Source organism: Streptomyces sp. NPDC047880, assembly GCF_040706515.1.
Lineage (GTDB): Bacteria > Actinomycetota > Actinomycetes > Streptomycetales > Streptomycetaceae > Streptomyces.
The window spans coordinates 79,186-96,207 of the sequence record NZ_JBEZOK010000008.1; the positions used below are offsets into that span (position 1 = coordinate 79,186).

Below are 17,022 nucleotides of genomic sequence, written 5' to 3' on the forward strand. Positions count from 1 at the left end.
GGAGCCGCGGCCATGGCAGCGGGCGCCCCCCGGATCTTCGTATCGCACCTCCAAGGTGTCGCCGTCTTCGACCCAGCCGGCGACCAGGTGGGGCGGGTGCGCGATCTCGTCGTCATGCTGCGGGTGGGACAGCGACCGCCGAGGCTGCTCGGCCTCGTCGTCGAACTCGCCACCCGCCGCCGTATCTTCCTGCCGATGACCCGGGTCACCGCCATCCAGTCCGGCCAGATCATCACCACCGGCGTGCTCAACGTCCGGCGCTTCGAGCAGCGGCCCACCGAGCGGCTGGTGTTCGGGGAACTGCTGGACCGGCGCGTGACGCTCACCGAGACCGGCGAGGAGGTCACCGTCCTCGACCTGTCGGTGCATCAGCTGCCGGCCCGCCGGGAGTGGGAGATCGACCGGGTCTTCGTCCGCAAGGGCAGGAAGGGCAGCGCCTTCCGGCGCGCCAAGGGCGAGGCGCTGACCGTCGAGTGGACCGCCGTCACCGGCTTCTCCCTGGAGGAGCAGGGGCAGGGCGCCGAGAGCCTGCTCGCCACCTTCGAGCAGCTGCGCCCCGCCGACCTGGCCAACGTCCTGCACCACCTCTCCCCCAAGCGCCGGGCCGAGGTCGCCGCCGCCCTCGACGACGACCGGCTCGCCGATGTGCTGGAGGAGCTGCCGGAGGACGACCAGATCGAGATCCTCGGCAAGCTGAAGGAGGAGCGTGCCGCCGACGTCCTGGAGGCCATGGACCCCGACGACGCCGCCGACCTGCTGGGCGAGCTGCCGACGGACGACCAGGAGCGGCTGCTGAGCCTGATGCAGCCCGGCGACGCGGCCGACATGCGGCGCCTGATGTCGTACGAGGACCGCACGGCGGGCGGTCTGATGACCACCGAGCCGATCGTGCTGCGCCCGGATTCCACCGTCGCCGACGCGCTCGCCCGGGTCCGCAACCGCGACCTCTCCCCCGCCCTCGCCGCCCAGATCTACGTCTGCCGGCCCCCGGACGAGACGCCGACCGGCAAGTACCTGGGCACGGTCCACTTCCAGCGGCTGCTGCGCGAACCACCGCCGTCCCTGGTCAGCTCGATCGTGGACACCGATCTGCAGCCGCTCGACCCGGAGGCCGAGTTGCCGGCCATCGCCGGGTTCTTCGCCACGTACGACATGGTCGCGGCGCCCGTCGTCGACGAGTCCGGCTCGCTGCTGGGCGCGGTCACCGTGGACGACGTTCTCGACCACATGCTCCCGGAGGACTGGCGGGAGCAGGAGTTCCACCTGGACGAGGAGGTGGCGACCGATGGTTCCTGAGCGCGAGAGCCTGCGCGAGCGCACGCCGGCGGGCGCCACGGCTTCCTCCCGGCCCCGCACCACCCGCCTCGACCAGCCGCTGCCGCGCCGGCGCCGGTTCCTGCCCGAATACGACCCGGAGGCCTTCGGGCGGCTGTCGGAGCGCATCGCGCGCTTCCTGGGCACCGGGCGGTTCATCGTCTGGATGACGGTCGTCATCATCCTGTGGGTGGTGTGGAACATCTTCGCGCCGCACGGCCTGCGCTTCGACGAGTACCCGTTCATCTTCCTGACCCTGATGCTGTCCCTGCAGGCCTCCTACGCCGCCCCGCTGATCCTGCTCGCGCAGAACCGGCAGGACGACCGCGACCGGGTCAACCTGGAGCAGGACCGCAAGCAGAACGAGCGGTCGATCGCGGACACCGAGTACCTGACCCGCGAGATCGCCGCCCTGCGCATCGGCCTGGGCGAGGTCGCCACCCGCGACTGGATCCGCTCGGAGCTGCAGGACACGATCAAGGAGATGGAGGAACGGCAGAACGGCCACCGGCACGACCCCGTTGTATTCCCGGCGGAACGGTCACGGGGACGTGACGCAGACGACCGCTGAGACGCTTTCCTACGCACCGGTACAGCGCCGTACCATCGTCCTATGGCTACGGAAGACGCGGTGCGCGAGGCACTGGCGACGGTGAACGACCCCGAGATCCACAAGCCCATCACCGAGCTCGGGATGGTCAAGTCCGTGGAGATCGGCGCGGACGGGGCGGTCGCGGTCACCGTGTACCTCACAGTCTCGGGCTGCCCGATGCGGGAGACGATCACGCAGCGCGTGACCGACGCGGTCTCCGCGGTCGAGGGCGTGACCCGCGTCGACGTCACGCTCGACGTGATGAGCGACGAGCAGCGCCGCGAGCTGGCGTCCGCCCTGCGCGGCGGCCAGACCGAGCGCGAGGTCCCCTTCGCCAAGCCGGGCAGCCTGACCCGCGTCTACGCGGTCGCCTCCGGCAAGGGCGGCGTCGGCAAGTCCTCGGTGACGGTCAACCTGGCCGCGGCGATGGCGGCCGACGGCCTCAAGGTCGGTGTCGTCGACGCCGACATCTACGGCCACTCCGTGCCGCGCATGCTCGGCGCCGACGGCCGTCCCACCCAGGTCGAGAACATGATCATGCCGCCGTCGGCGAACGGCGTGAAGGTCATCTCCATCGGCATGTTCACGCCGGGCAACGCCCCGGTCGTCTGGCGCGGCCCGATGCTCCACCGCGCCCTGCAGCAGTTCCTGGCGGACGTGTACTGGGGCGACCTGGACGTGCTGCTCCTGGACCTGCCGCCCGGCACCGGCGACATCGCGATCTCCGTGGCGCAGCTCGTGCCGAACGCCGAGATCCTGGTCGTGACGACCCCGCAGCAGGCGGCGGCCGAGGTCGCCGAGCGGGCGGGTTCCATCGCCGTGCAGACCCACCAGAAGATCGTCGGTGTGGTCGAGAACATGTCCGGCCTGCCCTGCCCGCACTGCGACGAGATGGTCGACGTGTTCGGCACGGGCGGAGGCCAGCTGGTCGCCGACGGCCTGACCCGCACGACCGGTGCGAACGTCCCGGTCCTCGGCAGCATCCCGATCGACGTCCGCCTGCGCGAGGGCGGCGACGAGGGCAAGCCGGTCGTCCTCACGGATCCGGACTCCCCGGCGGGTGCGGCGCTGCGCGCGATCGCGGGCAAGCTGGGAGGACGGCAGCGCGGCCTGTCGGGCCTGTCGCTCGGCATCACTCCGAAGAACAAGTTCTGATCTGACCCGGGAGGCGCGGGGAACCGCGCGAGCAACCAGCGACGCCCTGCAGCCCCCCGCGTACGAGAACTCCTACGGCGAAGGGGCGCCGAAACAACACGGCGCCCCCGCATCACGCGTAAGCGGCGATGTCCTTGACCACGGCGAAGCCGAGCCCGTACGCGCTCATGCCCCGGCCGTAAGCCCCGACGTGAACCCCCGACGAGGTGGACCCGGCCAGCACCCACCCGAACTCGGACTCCCGGTAGTGGAACGTCGTCGGCACCCCGTCCACGGGAAGCGACAGCGTCGACCAGTCGGCCCCGTCGAGGTCGTCCGCCAGCACCCACGCGGTCTCGGTCTGCTGATCCAGCCAGTCGTCCCGCAGCGTGTGGTCCATCTGGCCGGGCCAGGTGAAGGACAGCAGTCCGACGCCCGCGAGCCACGCCGCGGACGACACCGACGTGGCCTCCAGCAGCCCCGTGCCGTCGGCCGTACGCCGTGAGGGGTTCGCGGCCACGGTCACGACGACCGCGAACCTCTCCTTGGATTCCTGATCGCCCCCGGCGGCATACTCGTTGCGCACCGAGGGCTCGTCGCCGTGTCCGATCGACCCGTGCTCCACGGCCCCGTCGGCCGTCGTACCGACCTGCATCAGCCAGCGCGGCCCCGTGAAGGCCTCATCGAGGCCGTACCAGGGGAAGGGCGCACGCAGGTAGCCGTCGACCGTACGCCGGGCGGAGGGGGCCTGTTGTCCATCCTCCGCGGCCGGCGTCTGCGCGACTGCCCGACTCGTCGTCTCCATGTGCCCGGACGCCTCCTCGCTCTAGTCGGACCGGAACGGCCCGCCCCCCTTCGGGCGTACTCGTCACGGTCCGCACAACAACTCGGCAGCATAGCCACACCGCTGCGAGCAGCAGGGAAACCGCCCGGCGCGTGGGCCGCACGGGCGCCCGGTTCAGGCCGTACGCAGCCCGACCGGAGTATGAAACGCGTCACGCGCCGGGGGCGTGCACCCCCCTGGGCGGGTCGCTCAGGTGGCGTCCGCGTCGAAGGGCGGCCGGTCGTCCGGGGCGGACGTCTCGGGCTTCTTCGTCATGTCGATACGGCCGCCGGACGAACCGGAGGAGCCGGCGGACGAAGCCGGGGAGGTGTCCGAGTCACGGCTGTGGACGGCGTCGGTGACCTCGGCCATCTCCTTCTTCAGGTCGAAGCCGTTGCGGATCTCCTTGAGGCCCAGGTCCTCGTTGTCCAGCTGCTTGCGGATGAACGTCTTGGGGTTGAGGTCCTCGAACTCGAAGTCCTTGAATTCCGGGCCCAGTTCCTGCCGGATGTCGTTCTTGGCGCTCTCCGAGAACTCACGGATCTTCCGGATGGTGCGCGTCACGTCCTGGATGACCTTGGGGAGCTTGTCCGGACCGAAGACGAGCACGGCAAGGACGATGAGCGTCACCAGCTCGAGTGGTCCTATGTCATTGAACACCTGAAGCTCCTTGCGATGTCCTCGGTCCTCGGCCCTCGTGGTCGGTGTGGGTCTTGCCGTGGTCCGGGCCGGATCCACGGTACCCGGCGATCCTGTCCGACCGGTACTGTCCCGGGGCCTCCGAGTGCGGGAGGTGGGAGCGCTTTCCCGATTGTTTGCCTTGCCGGTCCCTCGTGGGGCCTGTCGCGGTGAAAGCGCGCGCCACGGGGCCTCATGTCTCAGCCACCCGACGATCCGAGGACGAGCGAGACCTTCCGCTCCTTGCCACCACGCTCGACGGTCAGTTCCAGCCGGTCTCCGGGGCGGTGCGCCCGGGTCTTGACGATCAGTTCCTCGCCGGAGTGCACCCGCAGGCCGTCGACCTCCCGGATGACGTCACCCGCCTTGATCCCGGCCTTGGCTCCCGGGCCGCCGGCGGTGACCGGCGCGCCGCCCTCGCCGCCCTCGGCGGCGACGCGGGCACCGTCGCCCGTGTAGTCCATGTCCAGGGTGATGCCGATGACCGGGTGGGTCGCCTTCCCGGTGTTGATCAGCTCTTCGGCGACGCGTTTGCCCTGGTTGATCGGTATGGCGAAGCCGAGGCCGATCGAACCGGCCCGGCCGCTGTCCTGCCCGGAGCCGCTCCCCGCCGAGCGGATGGCCGAGTTGATGCCGATGACCCGGGCACGGGCGTCGAGCAGGGGCCCGCCGGAGTTGCCGGGGTTGATGGGCGCGTCGGTCTGCAGCGCGTCGACGTACGACACGTCGCTGCCGTCGCCCTTCTCGCCGCCGGCGGTGATGGGCCGCTGCTTGGCGCTGATGATGCCCGAGGTGACGGTGCCGGCCAGGTCGAAGGGGGCGCCGATGGCCACGACGGGGTCGCCGACCTGCACGTTGTCGGAGTTGCCGAGGGGCAGCGGGGTGAGTCCGCTGACCCCCTTCACCTTCACGACGGCCAGGTCGTAGCCGCTGTCCCGGCCGATGACCTCGGCCTTGGCGGTCTGCCCTCCGTTGAAGGTCACGGTGATCTCGCCGCCGGAGCCGGCGGGCTGCACGACGTGGTTGTTGGTGAGGATGTGTCCGCGGGTGTCGAGCACGAAGCCGGTGCCCGTGCCCTGCTCACCGGCGCCGCTGACATGCAGGGTGACCACGCTGGGCAGGGCCCGCCCGGCGATCCCGGCCACACTGTCCGCGTCCCGGGCGGTGGCCTCCTTCCCGGCCTGCGGCAGCTCGACGGTCCCGACGCCGCCGTTGCGCTCCAGGTACGTCCCGACGGCGCCGCCGATGCCCCCGGACACGACCGCGAGCAGTACGGCACCGAGCACCAGGGACTTCCTGCCCCGCCTGCGCCGCTGCTCCGTGCTGAGCACGGCGGCGCCGTTCTGCTGGAGGGGCCCTTGTCCCCCGGCGACGGCGGGAGCCGCCCAGGGGTCGTAGCGCTGCCAGGGGTCGGTGGCCGGGGCGGGTGCCGGGACGTCGGCGTAGTGCGGCGCGGGTGCGGGGATGCCGGGGGGCGGCGTCCCGGCCGGCCCGTGAGCGGCGGTGGGATGAGCTGCGGGGGCCGGCCCCCCGGGCGCCGGGATGGGCGGCGTGCCCTGCGCCGACGGCACGGCCGGCTGCCCCGGCAGCGCCACTGCCTGCGCCGGGGTCGCCGGGTGCTGGACGGGCGGCGCGGGCGCCCAGGGGCCTGGCTCGCCGTAAGGCGGGGTGCTGTACGGGTCGGGGTCGTGCAGCGGCTTGGGAGCCTCCTCCGGCGGCGCGGCGGGTGAGGCGGCGGCGACCGGGACGTCCTGGGCCGATTGCCGGGCGGCGGGGACCGGGGCAACGGCCTGGGCAGTGCCTCCGACCAGGGCGTCATCCGTCTTCACCGCCCCGTCCGCCGACGCGGCGGGGACCGCGGCAACGGCCTGGTCAGCTCCCACCACCACGGCGTCATCCGGCTTCACCGCCCCATGGGCCGGCTCGGCGGAGTCGCCCTCGGCCCCGGCCGGAAGCGCCTCGGGACGCCTCAGCTCGTAGTCGCCGTCCTGATCGGGCCGGGGCGCGGGGCGCGGCAGCTCGAAGTCCCCGTCGGAGGCGCCGGTCCGGTCCGCCCGGGCCGACTCAGCCTGGTGCGGACCGCCCACGCCCTGGCCCTCCACGGCCGGGGCCTCGGCCACGCCCTGACTCTCCGCCATGACCTGGTCGTCTGCCACGCGCGGGTCCGTCCCCTCCGGCTCCCCCGTCCGGTCCTGCGGCCGCGGACGGCTCCACCACTTCGCTTTCGTGGGCTTCCCCTCGTTCATGCTCTCCCCACAGCCGCGGCACGGCTCGTCACGTTGGCCGCAGTTCCTCTGACCGGCGCCCGGCCAGACCTCGGCCGCGGGCGACAACCCCCGGATTCAATCAGGTTCGCGGGCCGGTGCGCAGAGGCCGGTCAGTGAGCCGTGCGCGGCACGGCGGGGGAAGAAGGGGACGAGGCCGGGTCCGCGAGGGGCACGGCGAGCAGGGGAGCCGTGATCTCGGGAACCGCGGACCACGAGGTCAGGGCGGCCGGAGTGGCCGCCTCGAGCGGGCGTATCAACGGGGACATGACGGCGGCACCGGCGACCACCGGGGCGGTCAGCGCGTGCATCGCGTGGTGCCGGGCGGCGGACGGCACCCCGGGCAGCAGCGGAGCCGAGACCTCGGTGGGGGCGGCCGGCGCACGGCCGAGCGGGCTCTCGCCGTGTACCTGCCCGAGCAGCGGCGCCGGCCGGCGGCGCTGGGATTCGGGTGGTGTCACGGCGCCGGTGCCCTGGGTGCGCATGGGGGTCACGTTGCTCCCCGTGCCCTGGCCTCCGCGGGCCTCCGCGTCGGTCGGGGTGCCGCCCGTGACGCCGCCCAGGGCGATCGCCGCCAGGGACACCGCACCGGCGGCCACGAACGCGAACCGCAGCCGGGAGGAGGACCGGTCGCTGTCGGGCCGGCCGACGTCGTGGATGCGGAAGCCTCTCTCGGAGGGGAGGCCCCGGTGACCGGAGAGCGGGCCTCCGGCGTCGGCGGGGAGGTTCCGGCTTCCCCCGGGGGACGCGGGCAGGTGCGGCCGGGAGGGTGCGTACCCGAAGTCGAAGCGCTCGCCGCGCTTCATCCCGAAGGCCCCGGACGATCCGAACCGTCCGGACAGCCCTCCCCCGCCCGGCGGTGTCACATCACCGTCCGGGCCGCCGCCCGCGGGTAGTCCCTGCAGGCGGGCCAGGAAACTCTCGGAGGGGGGCGGCGGGGCCGCCTCCGCGAAGACGTTCTTCAGCCGGCGCTGGGCGTCCACTTCCGCCTTGCACTTCGGGCAGGTGGCCACGTGCGCCAGTACGCGCTCACGCGCGTCATGACCGAGCTCTCCGTCCACCAGGGCGGAGAGTCGGTCTCCCAGATGCTGCTCTGCGAGGTGACCCTCGGAGGCTTTCGGCCGAGATCCGCTCACGCGCTCGCGCCCCCTCCTCCCAGGGCGGGAACACGGGGCACGAAGGAACGGCGCTCGGCACGCGCCTCCGGGGAGCGGTGCGCGAGAGCCTTGCGCAGCTGGGAGCGACCGCGGTGGATCCGGGAGCGGACCGTGCCGAGCTTGACGCCGAGGGTCGCGGCGATCTCCTCGTAGGACAGGCCTTCGATGTCGCACAGGACGACCGCGGCGCGGAACTCGGGGGCGAGGGTGTCGAGGGCCTGCTGGACGTCCGCGTCGAAGTGCGCGTCGTTGAAGACCTGCTGCGGCGTGGGCTCCTTGCTGGGCAGCCGCTCGGCCGCGTCCTCGCCGAGCGCGTCGAAGCGGATGCGCTGCTTGCGGCGGACCATGTCCAGGAACAGGTTCGTGGTGATGCGGTGCAGCCAGCCCTCGAAGGTACCCGGCGTGTAGGTCGACAGGGAGCGGAAGACGCGGACGAAGACCTCCTGCGTGAGGTCCTCCGCGTCGTGCTGGTTGCCGGTCAGACGGTAGGCGAGCCGGTAGACCCGGCCGCTGTGCGTGCTGACGATCTCCTCCCACGTGGGCGGAGTCCACGCCTGCCCGTCCGCGTCGGTGGTGAAGGTCGCGGTCTGGGCGAAGTCAGCGGCGTGACTGTGGTCAGCAGCGGTGTCGTTCACAGATGTCGGCCTGCCCGCCGGTCCGAGGAAGCGCCGGAGCACTCCTCCGCGATCCACAGGCGCAGCCGCACCTCCCCTGTCAGCTCTGGTGGTGTCCAGTGGAGCCCCTACCATAGCCACCTCGCCCGTTAGGACCGGATAAGCGGTTTTACGAGAATTTGATCTGTGCTGATACGCCTCGTACTGCTGCGTCGGCACTTGCTCGGCGTCCCGATCCACTGCCTGCCCCCCGTCACGACCCGCGCCACTTGCTCATCCCTTTAAACGACCGGTCCCATCTGCGGGTTCCCGTGCCCAACGGATACAGTCACGCCCAGGCATTCACGGGGACAGGAGAGGGTCATTACCGGCAACCGGCAGACGAGCTGGGCGTTCGCCGACGCCTATGTCGCCGAGGACGAAACGCTGCAGTGGGCCCGGGACCGGGCCCGCGAGGCAGGGTTGCGCTCGGTGACGCCCGGCACGGGCGCCGCGCTGCGGTTGCTGGCCGCGTCGGTCGACGCGAAGGCCGTCGCGGAGATCGGGACGGGCTGCGGTGTCTCCGGGATCCACCTCCTGCACGGTATGCGGCCGGACGGTGTCCTGACGACCGTGGACCCCGAGCCGGAGCACCAGCAGTTCGCCCGGCAGGCCTTCCGCGCCGCCGGGTTCGCCAGCAACCGGGCCCGCTTCATCCCGGGCCGGGCCCTGGACGTGCTGCCCCGCCTCGCGGACGCCGGTTACGACCTGGTCTTCTGCGACGGTGACCGCCTGGAGGTCATGGACTACCTCGCTGAATCGTTGCGTCTGCTGCGCACCGGCGGGCTGGTCGTCTTCGAGGGGGCCTTCGCCAACGGCCGGACGGTGGACTCCGGTCCCCAGCCCACGGAGGTGCTGCGGCTGCGGGAGCTGCTGCGCGCGGTGCGCGAGAGCCAGGAACTGGTGCCGTCCCTGCTGCCGGTGGGCGACGGGCTGCTGTGCGCGGTGAAACGCTAGCCGGGTCGTACGTCAGCGGCGCCCGAGCCGGGGCAGCCGAGTGTCAGCGGCGGGAAAACAGCCGCCCCGGCACCACAAGTGATGCCGGGGCAACTGAAAGGGTATGGTCGCTTGCGCGTCAGCCGACGACCTTCTTGAGGGCGTCGCCGAGCGCGTCGGCCTCGTCAGGGGTCAGCTCGACGACGAGCCGACCGCCGCCTTCGAGCGGAACGCGCATGACGATGCCCCGCCCCTCCTTGGTCACCTCGAGCGGGCCATCACCCGTTCGCGGCTTCATGGCCGCCATGCTCGTTCCCCTTCCTGAAACCCAGCTCATCGTCAAAGCCGACGGCCCCTGAGAAGGGCACACGTGCGGCCCTTGTGGCAGGACACGCGACACCGGCATCGAACACATTGCTTCCAGGCCATTATCCCGCATCTCAGGACCCGATGACCAACATCAGTCGGCATCGCTTGGGCAACGCACGCGAGCAAAACCACTCAATTCGGCGATGAGACTGCGATACTGCGCCACCGCACACACTTCCGCCGAACCGATCCGGACGAGAATTGTTTGACGCAGGTCACACGTCCGGTCCGGTTCCTCGTCCGCGATCTCCGTCATGCTGTCCTGCAGACCCGGGGCGTACCGGCCGGTACGTGCCCGTTCCGCGACCCGGAGGGGATACGCCATGGCCGACACCGTGCTCTACGAGGTGAGCGACGGACTCGCGACGATCACGCTGAACCGCCCGGAGGCGATGAACGCGCTGAACGTGGAGACCAAGGTCGCCCTGCGGGAGGCGGTCGAGTCGGCGGCGGGCGACGACGCCGTGCGGGCGGTGCTGCTGACCGCCGCCGGGGACCGGGCGTTCTGCGTCGGGCAGGACCTGAAGGAGCACATCGGGCTGCTGGTCCAGGACCGGGAGACCGGCTCGGGGCAGACCATGAGCACCGTACGGGACCACTACAACCCGATCGTGCGGGCACTGGCGGGGGCGGCGAAGCCGGTCGTCGCCGCCGTGAACGGCGTCGCGGCCGGGGCGGGCTTCGGCTTCGCGCTCGCCGCGGACTACCGGATCGTGGCGGACACCGCGGCGTTCAACACCTCGTTCGCCGGTGTGGCGCTGACCGCCGACTCGGGGATCTCCTGGACGCTGCCGCGGGTGATCGGCCCGGGCCGCGCCACCGACCTGCTGCTCTTCCCGCGGAGCATCAGCGCGCAGGAGGCGTACGAGCTGGGCATCGCCAACCGGCTGGTGCCGGCCGGTGAGCTGCGCGCGGAGGCCGAGAAGCTGGCGCGGGCGCTGGCCGGGGGGCCGACGGTGGCGTACGCGGCCCTGAAGGAGTCGGTGGCCTTCGGGCTGACGCACTCCCTGGAGGAGGCACTGGAGAAGGAGGACGAGCTCCAGACCCGGGCCGGCTCCTCCGAGGACCACGCGATCGCGGTGCAGGCCTTCGTCAACAAGGAGAAGCCGAAGTACCTGGGCCGGTGAGCCCGGGGGTTCGGCGCCGTCGGGGGCTGCGGGTCCCACATGGTGGACCGCGCCCCCGCGGCGGAGCCGCACATCGGCTCAGCCCCGCGCCCCTGACGGGGCGCTCCTCGCCATGCATGCCTCCAAGTGATCGTCCACGAGGCCGCACGCCTGCATCAAGGCGTACGCCGTCGTCGGCCCGACGAACCGCAGGCCCCGCTTCTTCAGGGCCTTGGACAGCGCGGTCGACTCGGAGGTGACGGGCGGGACGTCCGAGAGGGTCTTCGGGGCCGGGCGGCCGGCCGGGTCGGGAGCGTGGGACCAGATCAGTTCATCCAGTTCGCCCGGTGCCCATTCGGTCAGCGCACGCGCGTTGGCAAGGGTCGCGTCGATCTTGGCGCGGTTACGGATGATGCCCGCGTCGGCCAGGAGGCGCTCGCGGTCCTCGTCGGTGAAGGCGGCCACCGCAGCGATCTTGAAGTCGGCGAAGGCGGCGCGGAAGCCGGGGCGGCGGCGCAGGATGGTGATCCACGACAGACCGGACTGGAAGGCCTCCAGGCTGAGCCGCTCGAAGAGCGCGTCGTCGCCGTGGACGGGGCGGCCCCACTCCTCGTCGTGATAGGCGACGTACTCGGGGGCGGACAGGGCCCAGGGGCAGCGCAGTGCGCCGTCCGGGCCGGCCAGGGCGGCGCCGTCGCTCACGGCCGGTCCTCCCGCCGCGGCTTGTCCATGGACACGTGGTTCTCCCCGGCAGGGCGCACCGGCCCGTGGTCGGCGGCCGACCGGGCACCGGCCAGAGCGGACTCCAGGTCGGCGATGCGGGCGTCGCGCTCGGCGAGCTCGGCGCCCAGGCGGCTCAGGGCGTCGTCCACGTCGGCCATGCGGTAGCCGCGGGCGGCGAGCGGGAAGCGGAGTCCCTCGATGTCCGCGCGGTCGACCGGCCGGTCCGGGGGCAGCGGATCCCGCAGCCGCTCGGGTACCGCCTCGGGCAGCGGGGCGTTCTCGCCGCCGCCCACCACGGCGAGCGTCACCGCGGCGACCACGACGGCGAGCGCGACGACCAGGAACAGGAACATAACCATCGCGGGGCCCCCACGGCGGATGGATCGGACGCTGCGGACGTCCTCCGAGTCGGATGTGTCAGGCTCCGATCGTGCCATGCGAGCGCGCCGGTTAGGGTCGCAGGCGGCGGAAGACGGGGACGTACCAGGAAAGGTCACAGGGGATGCTCAGGCTGGGCAAGCGGGAATTCGGAACGCACGAGCCGGTGATCATGGCGATCGTGAACCGCACCCCGGACTCCTTCTACGACCAGGGCGCCACCTTCCGCGACGAGCCGGCCCTCGCGCGGGTGGAGCGGGCGGTGGCCGAGGGTGCCGCGATCATCGACATCGGCGGGGTCAAGGCCGGTCCGGGCGAGGAGGTCACGGCCGAGGAGGAGGCCCGGCGGACGGTCGGGTTCGTCGCGGAGGTGCGGCGGCGGTTCCCGGACGTGATCATCAGCGTGGACACCTGGCGGGCCGAGGTCGGCGCGGCCGTGTGCGAGGCCGGGGCCGATCTGCTGAACGACGCGTGGGGCGGGGCCGATCCGGGGCTGGCGGAGGTCGCGGCGCGGTACGGGGTGGGGCTGGTGTGCACGCACGCGGGCGGGGCGGAGCCGCGGACACGGCCGCACCGGATCGAGTACGACGACGTCATGGGGGACATCCTGGACGTGACGGTCGGACTGGCCGAGCGGGCGCTCGCGCTGGGGGTGCCGCGGGAGTCGATCATGATCGACCCGGGGCACGACTTCGGGAAGAGCACGCGGCACAGCCTGGAGGCGACGCGGCGGCTGGACGAGATGGTCGCCACGGGGTGGCCGGTGCTGGTGTCGCTGTCCAACAAGGACTTCGTCGGGGAGACGCTGGACCGGCCCGTGAAGGAGCGGGTCGTGGGGACGCTGGCGACGACGGCGGTGTCCGCCTGGCTGGGGGCGCAGGTGTACCGGGTGCACGAGGTCGCCGAGACACGGCAGGTGCTGGAGATGGTGGCGGCGATCGCGGGGCATCGGGCCCCCGCCGTCGCCCGGCGCGGGCTGGCCTAGCCCGAGTACCAGGGGGCTCAGCCCCCTGGTACTCCCGGAACCGGCGCCCACCCACCGCGCGGCGCGGTCGGGCAAGAAGCCCGGCTCGCCTTACCTCCCGGCCTCCTTCGACACCAGGGCCACCGCCTCGTCCACGTCGTCCGTCACGTGGAACAGCAGCAGGTCCTTCTCCGCCGCCTTGCCCTGGGCGATCACCGTGTGGCGGAGCCAGTCGACCAGGCCGCCCCAGTAGTCGGTGCCGAAGAGGACGATCGGGAACCGGGTGACCTTCTGGGTCTGGACCAGGGTGAGGGCCTCGAAGAGTTCGTCGAGGGTGCCGAGGCCGCCGGGCAGGACCACGAAGCCCTGGGCGTACTTGACGAACATCATCTTCCGGACGAAGAAGTAGCGGAAGTTGAGCCCGATGTCGACGTACGGGTTCAGGCCCTGCTCGAACGGCAGCTCGATGCCGAGACCGACCGAGATGCCCTTCGCCTCCAGGGCGCCCTTGTTGGCCGCCTCCATCGCGCCCGGGCCACCGCCCGTGATGACCGCGAAGCCCGCGTCGACCAGGCCCCGGCCCAGCCGGACGCCGGCCTCGTACTCGGGTGAGTCGGCGGGCGTCCGGGCCGATCCGAACACACTGATCGCGGGCGGCAGTTCGGCCAGCGTGCCGAAGCCCTCGATGAACTCCGACTGGATGCGCAGCACGCGCCAGGGGTCGGTGTGGACCCAGTCGGAGGGGGCCCGCTCGTCCAGCAGCCGCTGGTCGGTCGTACTGGCCTGGACCTGGTCCCGCCGCTGGAGGAGCGGGCCCAGGCGCTTTTCCTCCGGCGGCTGCTTCTTCCCCTCGGGGTTGCCGGTCGCCATGTGCGCTCCCTCCGTCGTGCCTGTCTTTCCACCTCAGCGTAGATCTACGCGGGTTACGAACGAGGGACGTGAGCATGTCCGCGATGCAGCGGCGTAAACCCGTGAGGTGTCGGGCGCGGGCTCAGGCGGTCAGCCAGTTCCGCAGGCGCTCCTCGCCCGCGAGGATCTTGGCGACCTCCACGCGCTCGTCCCGCTTGTGCGCCAAGTGGGGGTTGCCGGGGCCGTAGTTGACGGCGGGGACGCCGAGCGCGGAGAAGCGGGAGACGTCCGTCCAGCCGTACTTCGGCATCGGGGTGCCGCCGACCGCCTCGATGAACGCCTTCGCCGCCGGGTGGGACAGCCCGGGCATCGCCGCGCCGCTGTGGTCGACGACCTCGAACTGCGTGACCCCGCAGTCCGCGAAGACCTCACGGACGTGTGCGACGGCCTCCTCGGGCGTGCGGTCGGGCGCGTAGCGGAAGTTGACGGTGACGACGCACTCGTCGGGGATCACGTTGCCGGCCACTCCCCCGCTGATCCCCACGGCGTTGAGACCCTCGCGGTACTCCAGGCCGTCGATGACCGGCCGGCGGGGCTCGTAGGAGGCCAGGCGGGCCAGGATCGGGGCCGCGGCGTGGATCGCGTTGGAGCCCATCCAGCCGCGCGCCGAGTGGGCCCGCTCGCCCGTGGTCTTCAGCAGCACCCGCAGCGTGCCCTGGCAGCCGCCCTCGACCTGGCCGTCGGACGGCTCCAGGAGCACCGCGAAGTCTCCCTCCAGCCACTCGGGGTGCGCCTCGGAGACGTGCTTGAGGCCGTTCAGCTCCGCGGCGACCTCCTCGTTGTCGTAGAAGACGAAGGTCAGGTCGCGATTGGGGGCGGGGACCGTGGCCGCGATGCGCAGCTGGACGGCGACGCCGGACTTCATGTCACAGGTGCCGCAGCCCCACAGGACGCCGTCCTCGTCGAGCCGGGAGGGGACGTTGTCCGCGATCGGGACCGTGTCGATGTGGCCGGCCAGGATCACCCGCTCCGAGCGGCCGAGGTTCGTGCGGGCCACGACGTTGTTGCCGTACCGCTCGACCGTCAGGTGGGGCAGCGCGCGCAGCGCGGTCTCGATCGCGTCGGCGAGGGGCTCCTCGGTGCCGCTCTCGGAGCGGAAGTCGACGAGCCGGGCGGTGAGCTCCGCGGCGTCCAGCGTGAGGTCAAGCGAGGTGTCGGCCATGGCGTCGACCCTAACGCGCCAGGCCCCGCCCCCACTCTTCCCACTCGGCCCATACCACTCCGTACTCTCCAGTACCTTGTACGGCGTGCCAGAGTCGTCCTCTCCCCAGCGTCGTGGCCGCCTCTTCCGATGCGGAGCCGCCCTCGTGGCCCTGCTCGCGGTCGCCGGTTACGTCGTCGTGCAGTACATCACCGGGGGCTCGGGCGGACCGGGCTGCAAGGTCGTCTCCGGCAAGGGCGACGGGGCGTCGTACGAGTTCACGCCCGAGCAGGCGGTGAACGCGGCGACGATCACAGCGGTCGGGACCGCACGCGGGCTGCCCGAGCGGGCCGTCACCATCGCGCTGGCGACCGCGCTGCAGGAGTCGGCCCTGCGCAACATCAGGCACGGCGACCGGGACTCCCTCGGCCTGTTCCAGCAGCGGCCCTCGCAGGGCTGGGGAACGCCGAAGGAGATCATGGACCCGACGTACTCGGCCGGTGAGTTCTACGACCATCTGGTCAAGGTGCCCGGCTACACCCGGCTGCCGCTCACCGTCGCCGCGCAGCGCGTGCAGCGCAGCGGCTTCCCGCAGGCCTACGCCAAGCACGAGCCGGACGCCGCGCTGCTGGCCGCGGCCCTGACCGGGCAGTCCGCGGCCACGCTGACCTGTGAGGGCCGCCCGGCCGCGACCCGGGCCTCGGGCCCGGGCGGGGTGCGTGCCGCGCTCGTGCGGGACTTCGGGCGCGATGTGCTGGAGCCGGCCGGAGCCGAGGTGGGCGGTGCGCCGACGGCGGCGCCCACACCGTCCCCGAGCGCCGCGGACGGGGCCGGTGGCCGGACCGTGACGCTGCCGGTGACCGCCGACCCCAGGGCGGCGGCCGGGCGGAGCCTGGACCAGCGCGGCTGGCAGTTGGCGCACTGGGCCGTGGCCAACGCCTCGGAGCTGCACATCGCGCGGGTCACCTACGCGGGGCGCGAGTGGATCGCCGGGAACACCGCCAGCCAGTGGCGGGATCCCGCGGCGAAGGGCACCGCGGGTGCGGAGCGGGGCGCGGCCGCCGTCCGCATCGTCACGATGGGCTAGATCGCGCAGGGGTGCGGGGGATCACCCACGGGGATTACCCGCGCGGCCCGGCGGCAACGGTGTGCGCAGGTTTTCGCACCCTCACCCGGGAGGCGGGGATCCCTTGGGAACACAGGGCGGGAAGGATTCGGCGGGGTTTCGGCGAACGCCTCTTTGACCGGATTCATCCGCAGCCGATTATGCGACGCATTGCCAACTCTTTACGTTGCGGCGCCGCAACCTTCGCGGGCTTCGAGCGGTAGTCACTGCGTCCGGGCCGGGGAGATCGACAGCCGGTCGATCAACTGTCGGACCCCGGCCGGATTTTTCACAAGCTCACCGTTTCCTCCGTCGAAGGAGCACCATGTCCCTCCCCCTGACCCGCCGTATCGCCCGTGCCGCGCTGATCGTCGCTGCGGGAGCGGCTGCCGGGGTCGGTGCGGCCGGCTCCGCCAGCGCGGCCCCCGAGCTGCCCGCCACCCCGAACCTCGGTGGCCTGACCGCCCTGGACGGGGCGAACGTCGGCAACACCGTCGACGGCACGGCGCAGAAGGTCACCGGGTCCGCTGGTGAGACCGGCGGCAAGACCGTCAAGAACGCGGTGTCCTCCGCGGGCAAGACCGGCGGCAAGGAGGTCAAGAAGACCACGCCCGTCGCACAGAAGACGGCCGGTGACGCGGCCGGCTCCGCCGGTCAGCTCGTCGGTGACGCGGCCGGTTCGGCCCAGGGCGGTCTGCCGACGGACTCCCTGGCCAAGGGCGGCGTGCCGTCCGCGGACACGCTGCCGGTGCAGAGCCTGCCGGTCGGCTGATCCG

19 protein-coding genes are annotated in these 17,022 nt (G+C 72.2%); 8 read left to right on the top strand and 11 right to left on the bottom strand.

What is annotated here, in order from left to right:
• Positions 1 to 12 precede the first annotated feature (12 nt).
• Genes AB0937_RS14920 through AB0937_RS14930 form a run of 3 tightly spaced genes read left to right on the top strand, consistent with a single transcriptional unit; the run spans position 13 to position 3,061 of the window.
• Positions 13 to 1,296: a CBS domain-containing protein gene (locus tag AB0937_RS14920; protein ID WP_366711960.1), complete on the top strand. Its 1,284-nt coding sequence runs from the start codon at positions 13 to 15 to the stop codon at positions 1,294 to 1,296.
• On the top strand, positions 1,286 to 1,885 hold the full coding sequence (locus AB0937_RS14925; RefSeq protein WP_366711961.1) for a DUF1003 domain-containing protein: 600 nt from the start codon (positions 1,286 to 1,288) through the stop codon (positions 1,883 to 1,885). The genes AB0937_RS14920 and AB0937_RS14925 overlap by 11 nt, the downstream gene beginning before the upstream one ends.
• A gap of 42 nt (positions 1,886 to 1,927) precedes the next feature.
• On the top strand, positions 1,928 to 3,061 hold the full coding sequence (locus tag AB0937_RS14930; RefSeq protein ID WP_366711963.1) for an Mrp/NBP35 family ATP-binding protein: 1,134 nt from the start codon (positions 1,928 to 1,930) through the stop codon (positions 3,059 to 3,061).
• A 112-nt stretch (positions 3,062 to 3,173) separates the two neighbouring features.
• Here AB0937_RS14930 and AB0937_RS14935 read toward each other — a convergent pair whose 3' ends face one another.
• From AB0937_RS14935 to sigE, 5 genes are all read right to left on the bottom strand, one after another.
• Positions 3,174 to 3,845, bottom strand: coding sequence for a hypothetical protein (locus AB0937_RS14935; protein ID WP_366711964.1), 672 nt, complete (start codon positions 3,843 to 3,845; stop codon positions 3,174 to 3,176).
• A 228-nt stretch (positions 3,846 to 4,073) separates the two neighbouring features.
• On the bottom strand, positions 4,074 to 4,523 hold the full coding sequence (locus AB0937_RS14940; protein WP_366711966.1) for a sec-independent translocase: 450 nt from the start codon (positions 4,521 to 4,523) through the stop codon (positions 4,074 to 4,076).
• Positions 4,524 to 4,741: 218 nt separating this feature from the next.
• Positions 4,742 to 6,787 carry a trypsin-like peptidase domain-containing protein gene (locus tag AB0937_RS14945; protein ID WP_366711967.1) on the bottom strand — a complete coding sequence of 682 codons (2,046 nt, stop codon included), beginning with the start codon at positions 6,785 to 6,787 and terminating at the stop codon, positions 4,742 to 4,744.
• A gap of 131 nt (positions 6,788 to 6,918) precedes the next feature.
• Positions 6,919 to 7,941: a zf-HC2 domain-containing protein gene (locus tag AB0937_RS14950; protein ID WP_366711968.1), complete on the bottom strand. Its 1,023-nt coding sequence runs from the start codon at positions 7,939 to 7,941 to the stop codon at positions 6,919 to 6,921.
• A complete protein-coding gene (sigE, locus tag AB0937_RS14955) occupies positions 7,938 to 8,711 on the bottom strand; it encodes an RNA polymerase sigma factor SigE (protein WP_190902436.1) in 774 nt (257 codons plus the stop codon). Before sigE ends, AB0937_RS14950 begins: the two co-directional genes overlap by 4 nt.
• A 162-nt stretch (positions 8,712 to 8,873) precedes the next feature.
• On the opposite strand from sigE, the gene AB0937_RS14960 reads away from it, so the two are divergent.
• A complete protein-coding gene (locus tag AB0937_RS14960; RefSeq protein WP_366712180.1) occupies positions 8,874 to 9,572 on the top strand; it encodes an O-methyltransferase in 699 nt (232 codons plus the stop codon).
• A 118-nt stretch (positions 9,573 to 9,690) separates the two neighbouring features.
• On the opposite strand, the gene AB0937_RS14965 is transcribed toward AB0937_RS14960, so the two are convergent.
• Positions 9,691 to 9,858 carry a DUF3117 domain-containing protein gene (locus tag AB0937_RS14965; protein WP_003966491.1) on the bottom strand — a complete coding sequence of 56 codons (168 nt, stop codon included), beginning with the start codon at positions 9,856 to 9,858 and terminating at the stop codon, positions 9,691 to 9,693.
• A 153-nt stretch (positions 9,859 to 10,011) separates the two neighbouring features.
• Complete coding sequence (locus AB0937_RS14970; RefSeq protein ID WP_366711970.1) at positions 10,012 to 10,245, bottom strand: hypothetical protein; 234 nt, start codon at positions 10,243 to 10,245, stop codon at positions 10,012 to 10,014.
• Here AB0937_RS14970 and AB0937_RS14975 point away from each other — a divergent pair.
• A complete protein-coding gene (locus AB0937_RS14975) occupies positions 10,244 to 11,047 on the top strand; it encodes an enoyl-CoA hydratase-related protein (protein WP_366711971.1) in 804 nt (267 codons plus the stop codon). The two genes, AB0937_RS14970 and AB0937_RS14975, sit on opposite strands and share 2 nt — an antisense overlap.
• Before the next feature lie 78 nt (positions 11,048 to 11,125).
• On the opposite strand, the gene AB0937_RS14980 is transcribed toward AB0937_RS14975, so the two are convergent.
• The gene (locus tag AB0937_RS14980) at positions 11,126 to 11,728 is read right to left on the bottom strand and encodes a DNA-3-methyladenine glycosylase I (protein ID WP_366711973.1); all 603 of its coding nucleotides are present in this window, start codon (positions 11,726 to 11,728) and stop codon (positions 11,126 to 11,128) included.
• Positions 11,725 to 12,108, bottom strand: a complete 384-nt coding sequence (locus AB0937_RS14985; protein WP_366711975.1) for a DivIVA domain-containing protein — start codon at positions 12,106 to 12,108, stop codon at positions 11,725 to 11,727. Before AB0937_RS14985 ends, AB0937_RS14980 begins: the two co-directional genes overlap by 4 nt.
• A gap of 143 nt (positions 12,109 to 12,251) precedes the next feature.
• Here AB0937_RS14985 and folP point away from each other — a divergent pair, with 143 nt between their 5' ends.
• Positions 12,252 to 13,112, top strand: coding sequence for a dihydropteroate synthase (gene folP, locus AB0937_RS14990; protein ID WP_366711977.1), 861 nt, complete (start codon positions 12,252 to 12,254; stop codon positions 13,110 to 13,112).
• Between the two features lie 90 nt (positions 13,113 to 13,202).
• Here the strand turns inward: folP and AB0937_RS14995 are convergent, their stop codons facing one another.
• Both AB0937_RS14995 and dapE read right to left on the bottom strand, forming a co-directional pair.
• Positions 13,203 to 13,961 (bottom strand): TIGR00730 family Rossman fold protein, encoded by a 759-nt coding sequence (locus tag AB0937_RS14995; RefSeq protein ID WP_366711978.1) that lies wholly within the window; start codon positions 13,959 to 13,961, stop codon positions 13,203 to 13,205.
• A gap of 121 nt (positions 13,962 to 14,082) precedes the next feature.
• Positions 14,083 to 15,162 (bottom strand): succinyl-diaminopimelate desuccinylase, encoded by a 1,080-nt coding sequence (gene dapE, locus AB0937_RS15000; protein WP_366711979.1) that lies wholly within the window; start codon positions 15,160 to 15,162, stop codon positions 14,083 to 14,085.
• Positions 15,163 to 15,307: 145 nt separating this feature from the next.
• On the opposite strand from dapE, the gene AB0937_RS15005 reads away from it, so the two are divergent.
• Positions 15,308 to 16,228, top strand: coding sequence for a heavy metal transporter (locus tag AB0937_RS15005; RefSeq protein ID WP_366711980.1), 921 nt, complete (start codon positions 15,308 to 15,310; stop codon positions 16,226 to 16,228).
• A 343-nt stretch (positions 16,229 to 16,571) separates the two neighbouring features.
• Positions 16,572 to 17,018, top strand: a complete 447-nt coding sequence (locus AB0937_RS15010) for an ATP-binding protein (RefSeq protein ID WP_366711981.1) — start codon at positions 16,572 to 16,574, stop codon at positions 17,016 to 17,018.
• Positions 17,019 to 17,022 lie beyond the last annotated feature (4 nt).

Excerpts from the sequence above, each read along its gene's own strand:
- sigE (WP_190902436.1), bottom strand. The coding sequence starts at position 8,711 with ATGGTAGGGGCTCCACTGGACACCACCAGAGCTGACAGGGGAGGTGCG.
- AB0937_RS14945 (WP_366711967.1), bottom strand. The coding sequence starts at position 6,787 with ATGAACGAGGGGAAGCCCACGAAAGCGAAGTGGTGGAGCCGTCCGCGG.
- AB0937_RS14975 (WP_366711971.1), top strand. The coding sequence starts at position 10,244 with ATGGCCGACACCGTGCTCTACGAGGTGAGCGACGGACTCGCGACGATC.
- AB0937_RS14935 (WP_366711964.1), bottom strand. The coding sequence starts at position 3,845 with ATGGAGACGACGAGTCGGGCAGTCGCGCAGACGCCGGCCGCGGAGGAT.
- folP (WP_366711977.1), top strand. The coding sequence starts at position 12,252 with ATGCTCAGGCTGGGCAAGCGGGAATTCGGAACGCACGAGCCGGTGATC.
- AB0937_RS14995 (WP_366711978.1), bottom strand. The coding sequence starts at position 13,961 with ATGGCGACCGGCAACCCCGAGGGGAAGAAGCAGCCGCCGGAGGAAAAG.
- AB0937_RS14920 (WP_366711960.1), top strand. The coding sequence starts at position 13 with ATGGCAGCGGGCGCCCCCCGGATCTTCGTATCGCACCTCCAAGGTGTC.
- AB0937_RS14970 (WP_366711970.1), bottom strand. The coding sequence starts at position 10,245 with ATGGCGTATCCCCTCCGGGTCGCGGAACGGGCACGTACCGGCCGGTAC.
- AB0937_RS14985 (WP_366711975.1), bottom strand. The coding sequence starts at position 12,108 with ATGGTTATGTTCCTGTTCCTGGTCGTCGCGCTCGCCGTCGTGGTCGCC.
- AB0937_RS14930 (WP_366711963.1), top strand. The coding sequence starts at position 1,928 with ATGGCTACGGAAGACGCGGTGCGCGAGGCACTGGCGACGGTGAACGAC.
- dapE (WP_366711979.1), bottom strand. The coding sequence starts at position 15,162 with ATGGCCGACACCTCGCTTGACCTCACGCTGGACGCCGCGGAGCTCACC.
- AB0937_RS14925 (WP_366711961.1), top strand. The coding sequence starts at position 1,286 with ATGGTTCCTGAGCGCGAGAGCCTGCGCGAGCGCACGCCGGCGGGCGCC.
- AB0937_RS14965 (WP_003966491.1), bottom strand. The coding sequence starts at position 9,858 with ATGGCGGCCATGAAGCCGCGAACGGGTGATGGCCCGCTCGAGGTGACC.
- AB0937_RS15010 (WP_366711981.1), top strand. The coding sequence starts at position 16,572 with ATGTCCCTCCCCCTGACCCGCCGTATCGCCCGTGCCGCGCTGATCGTC.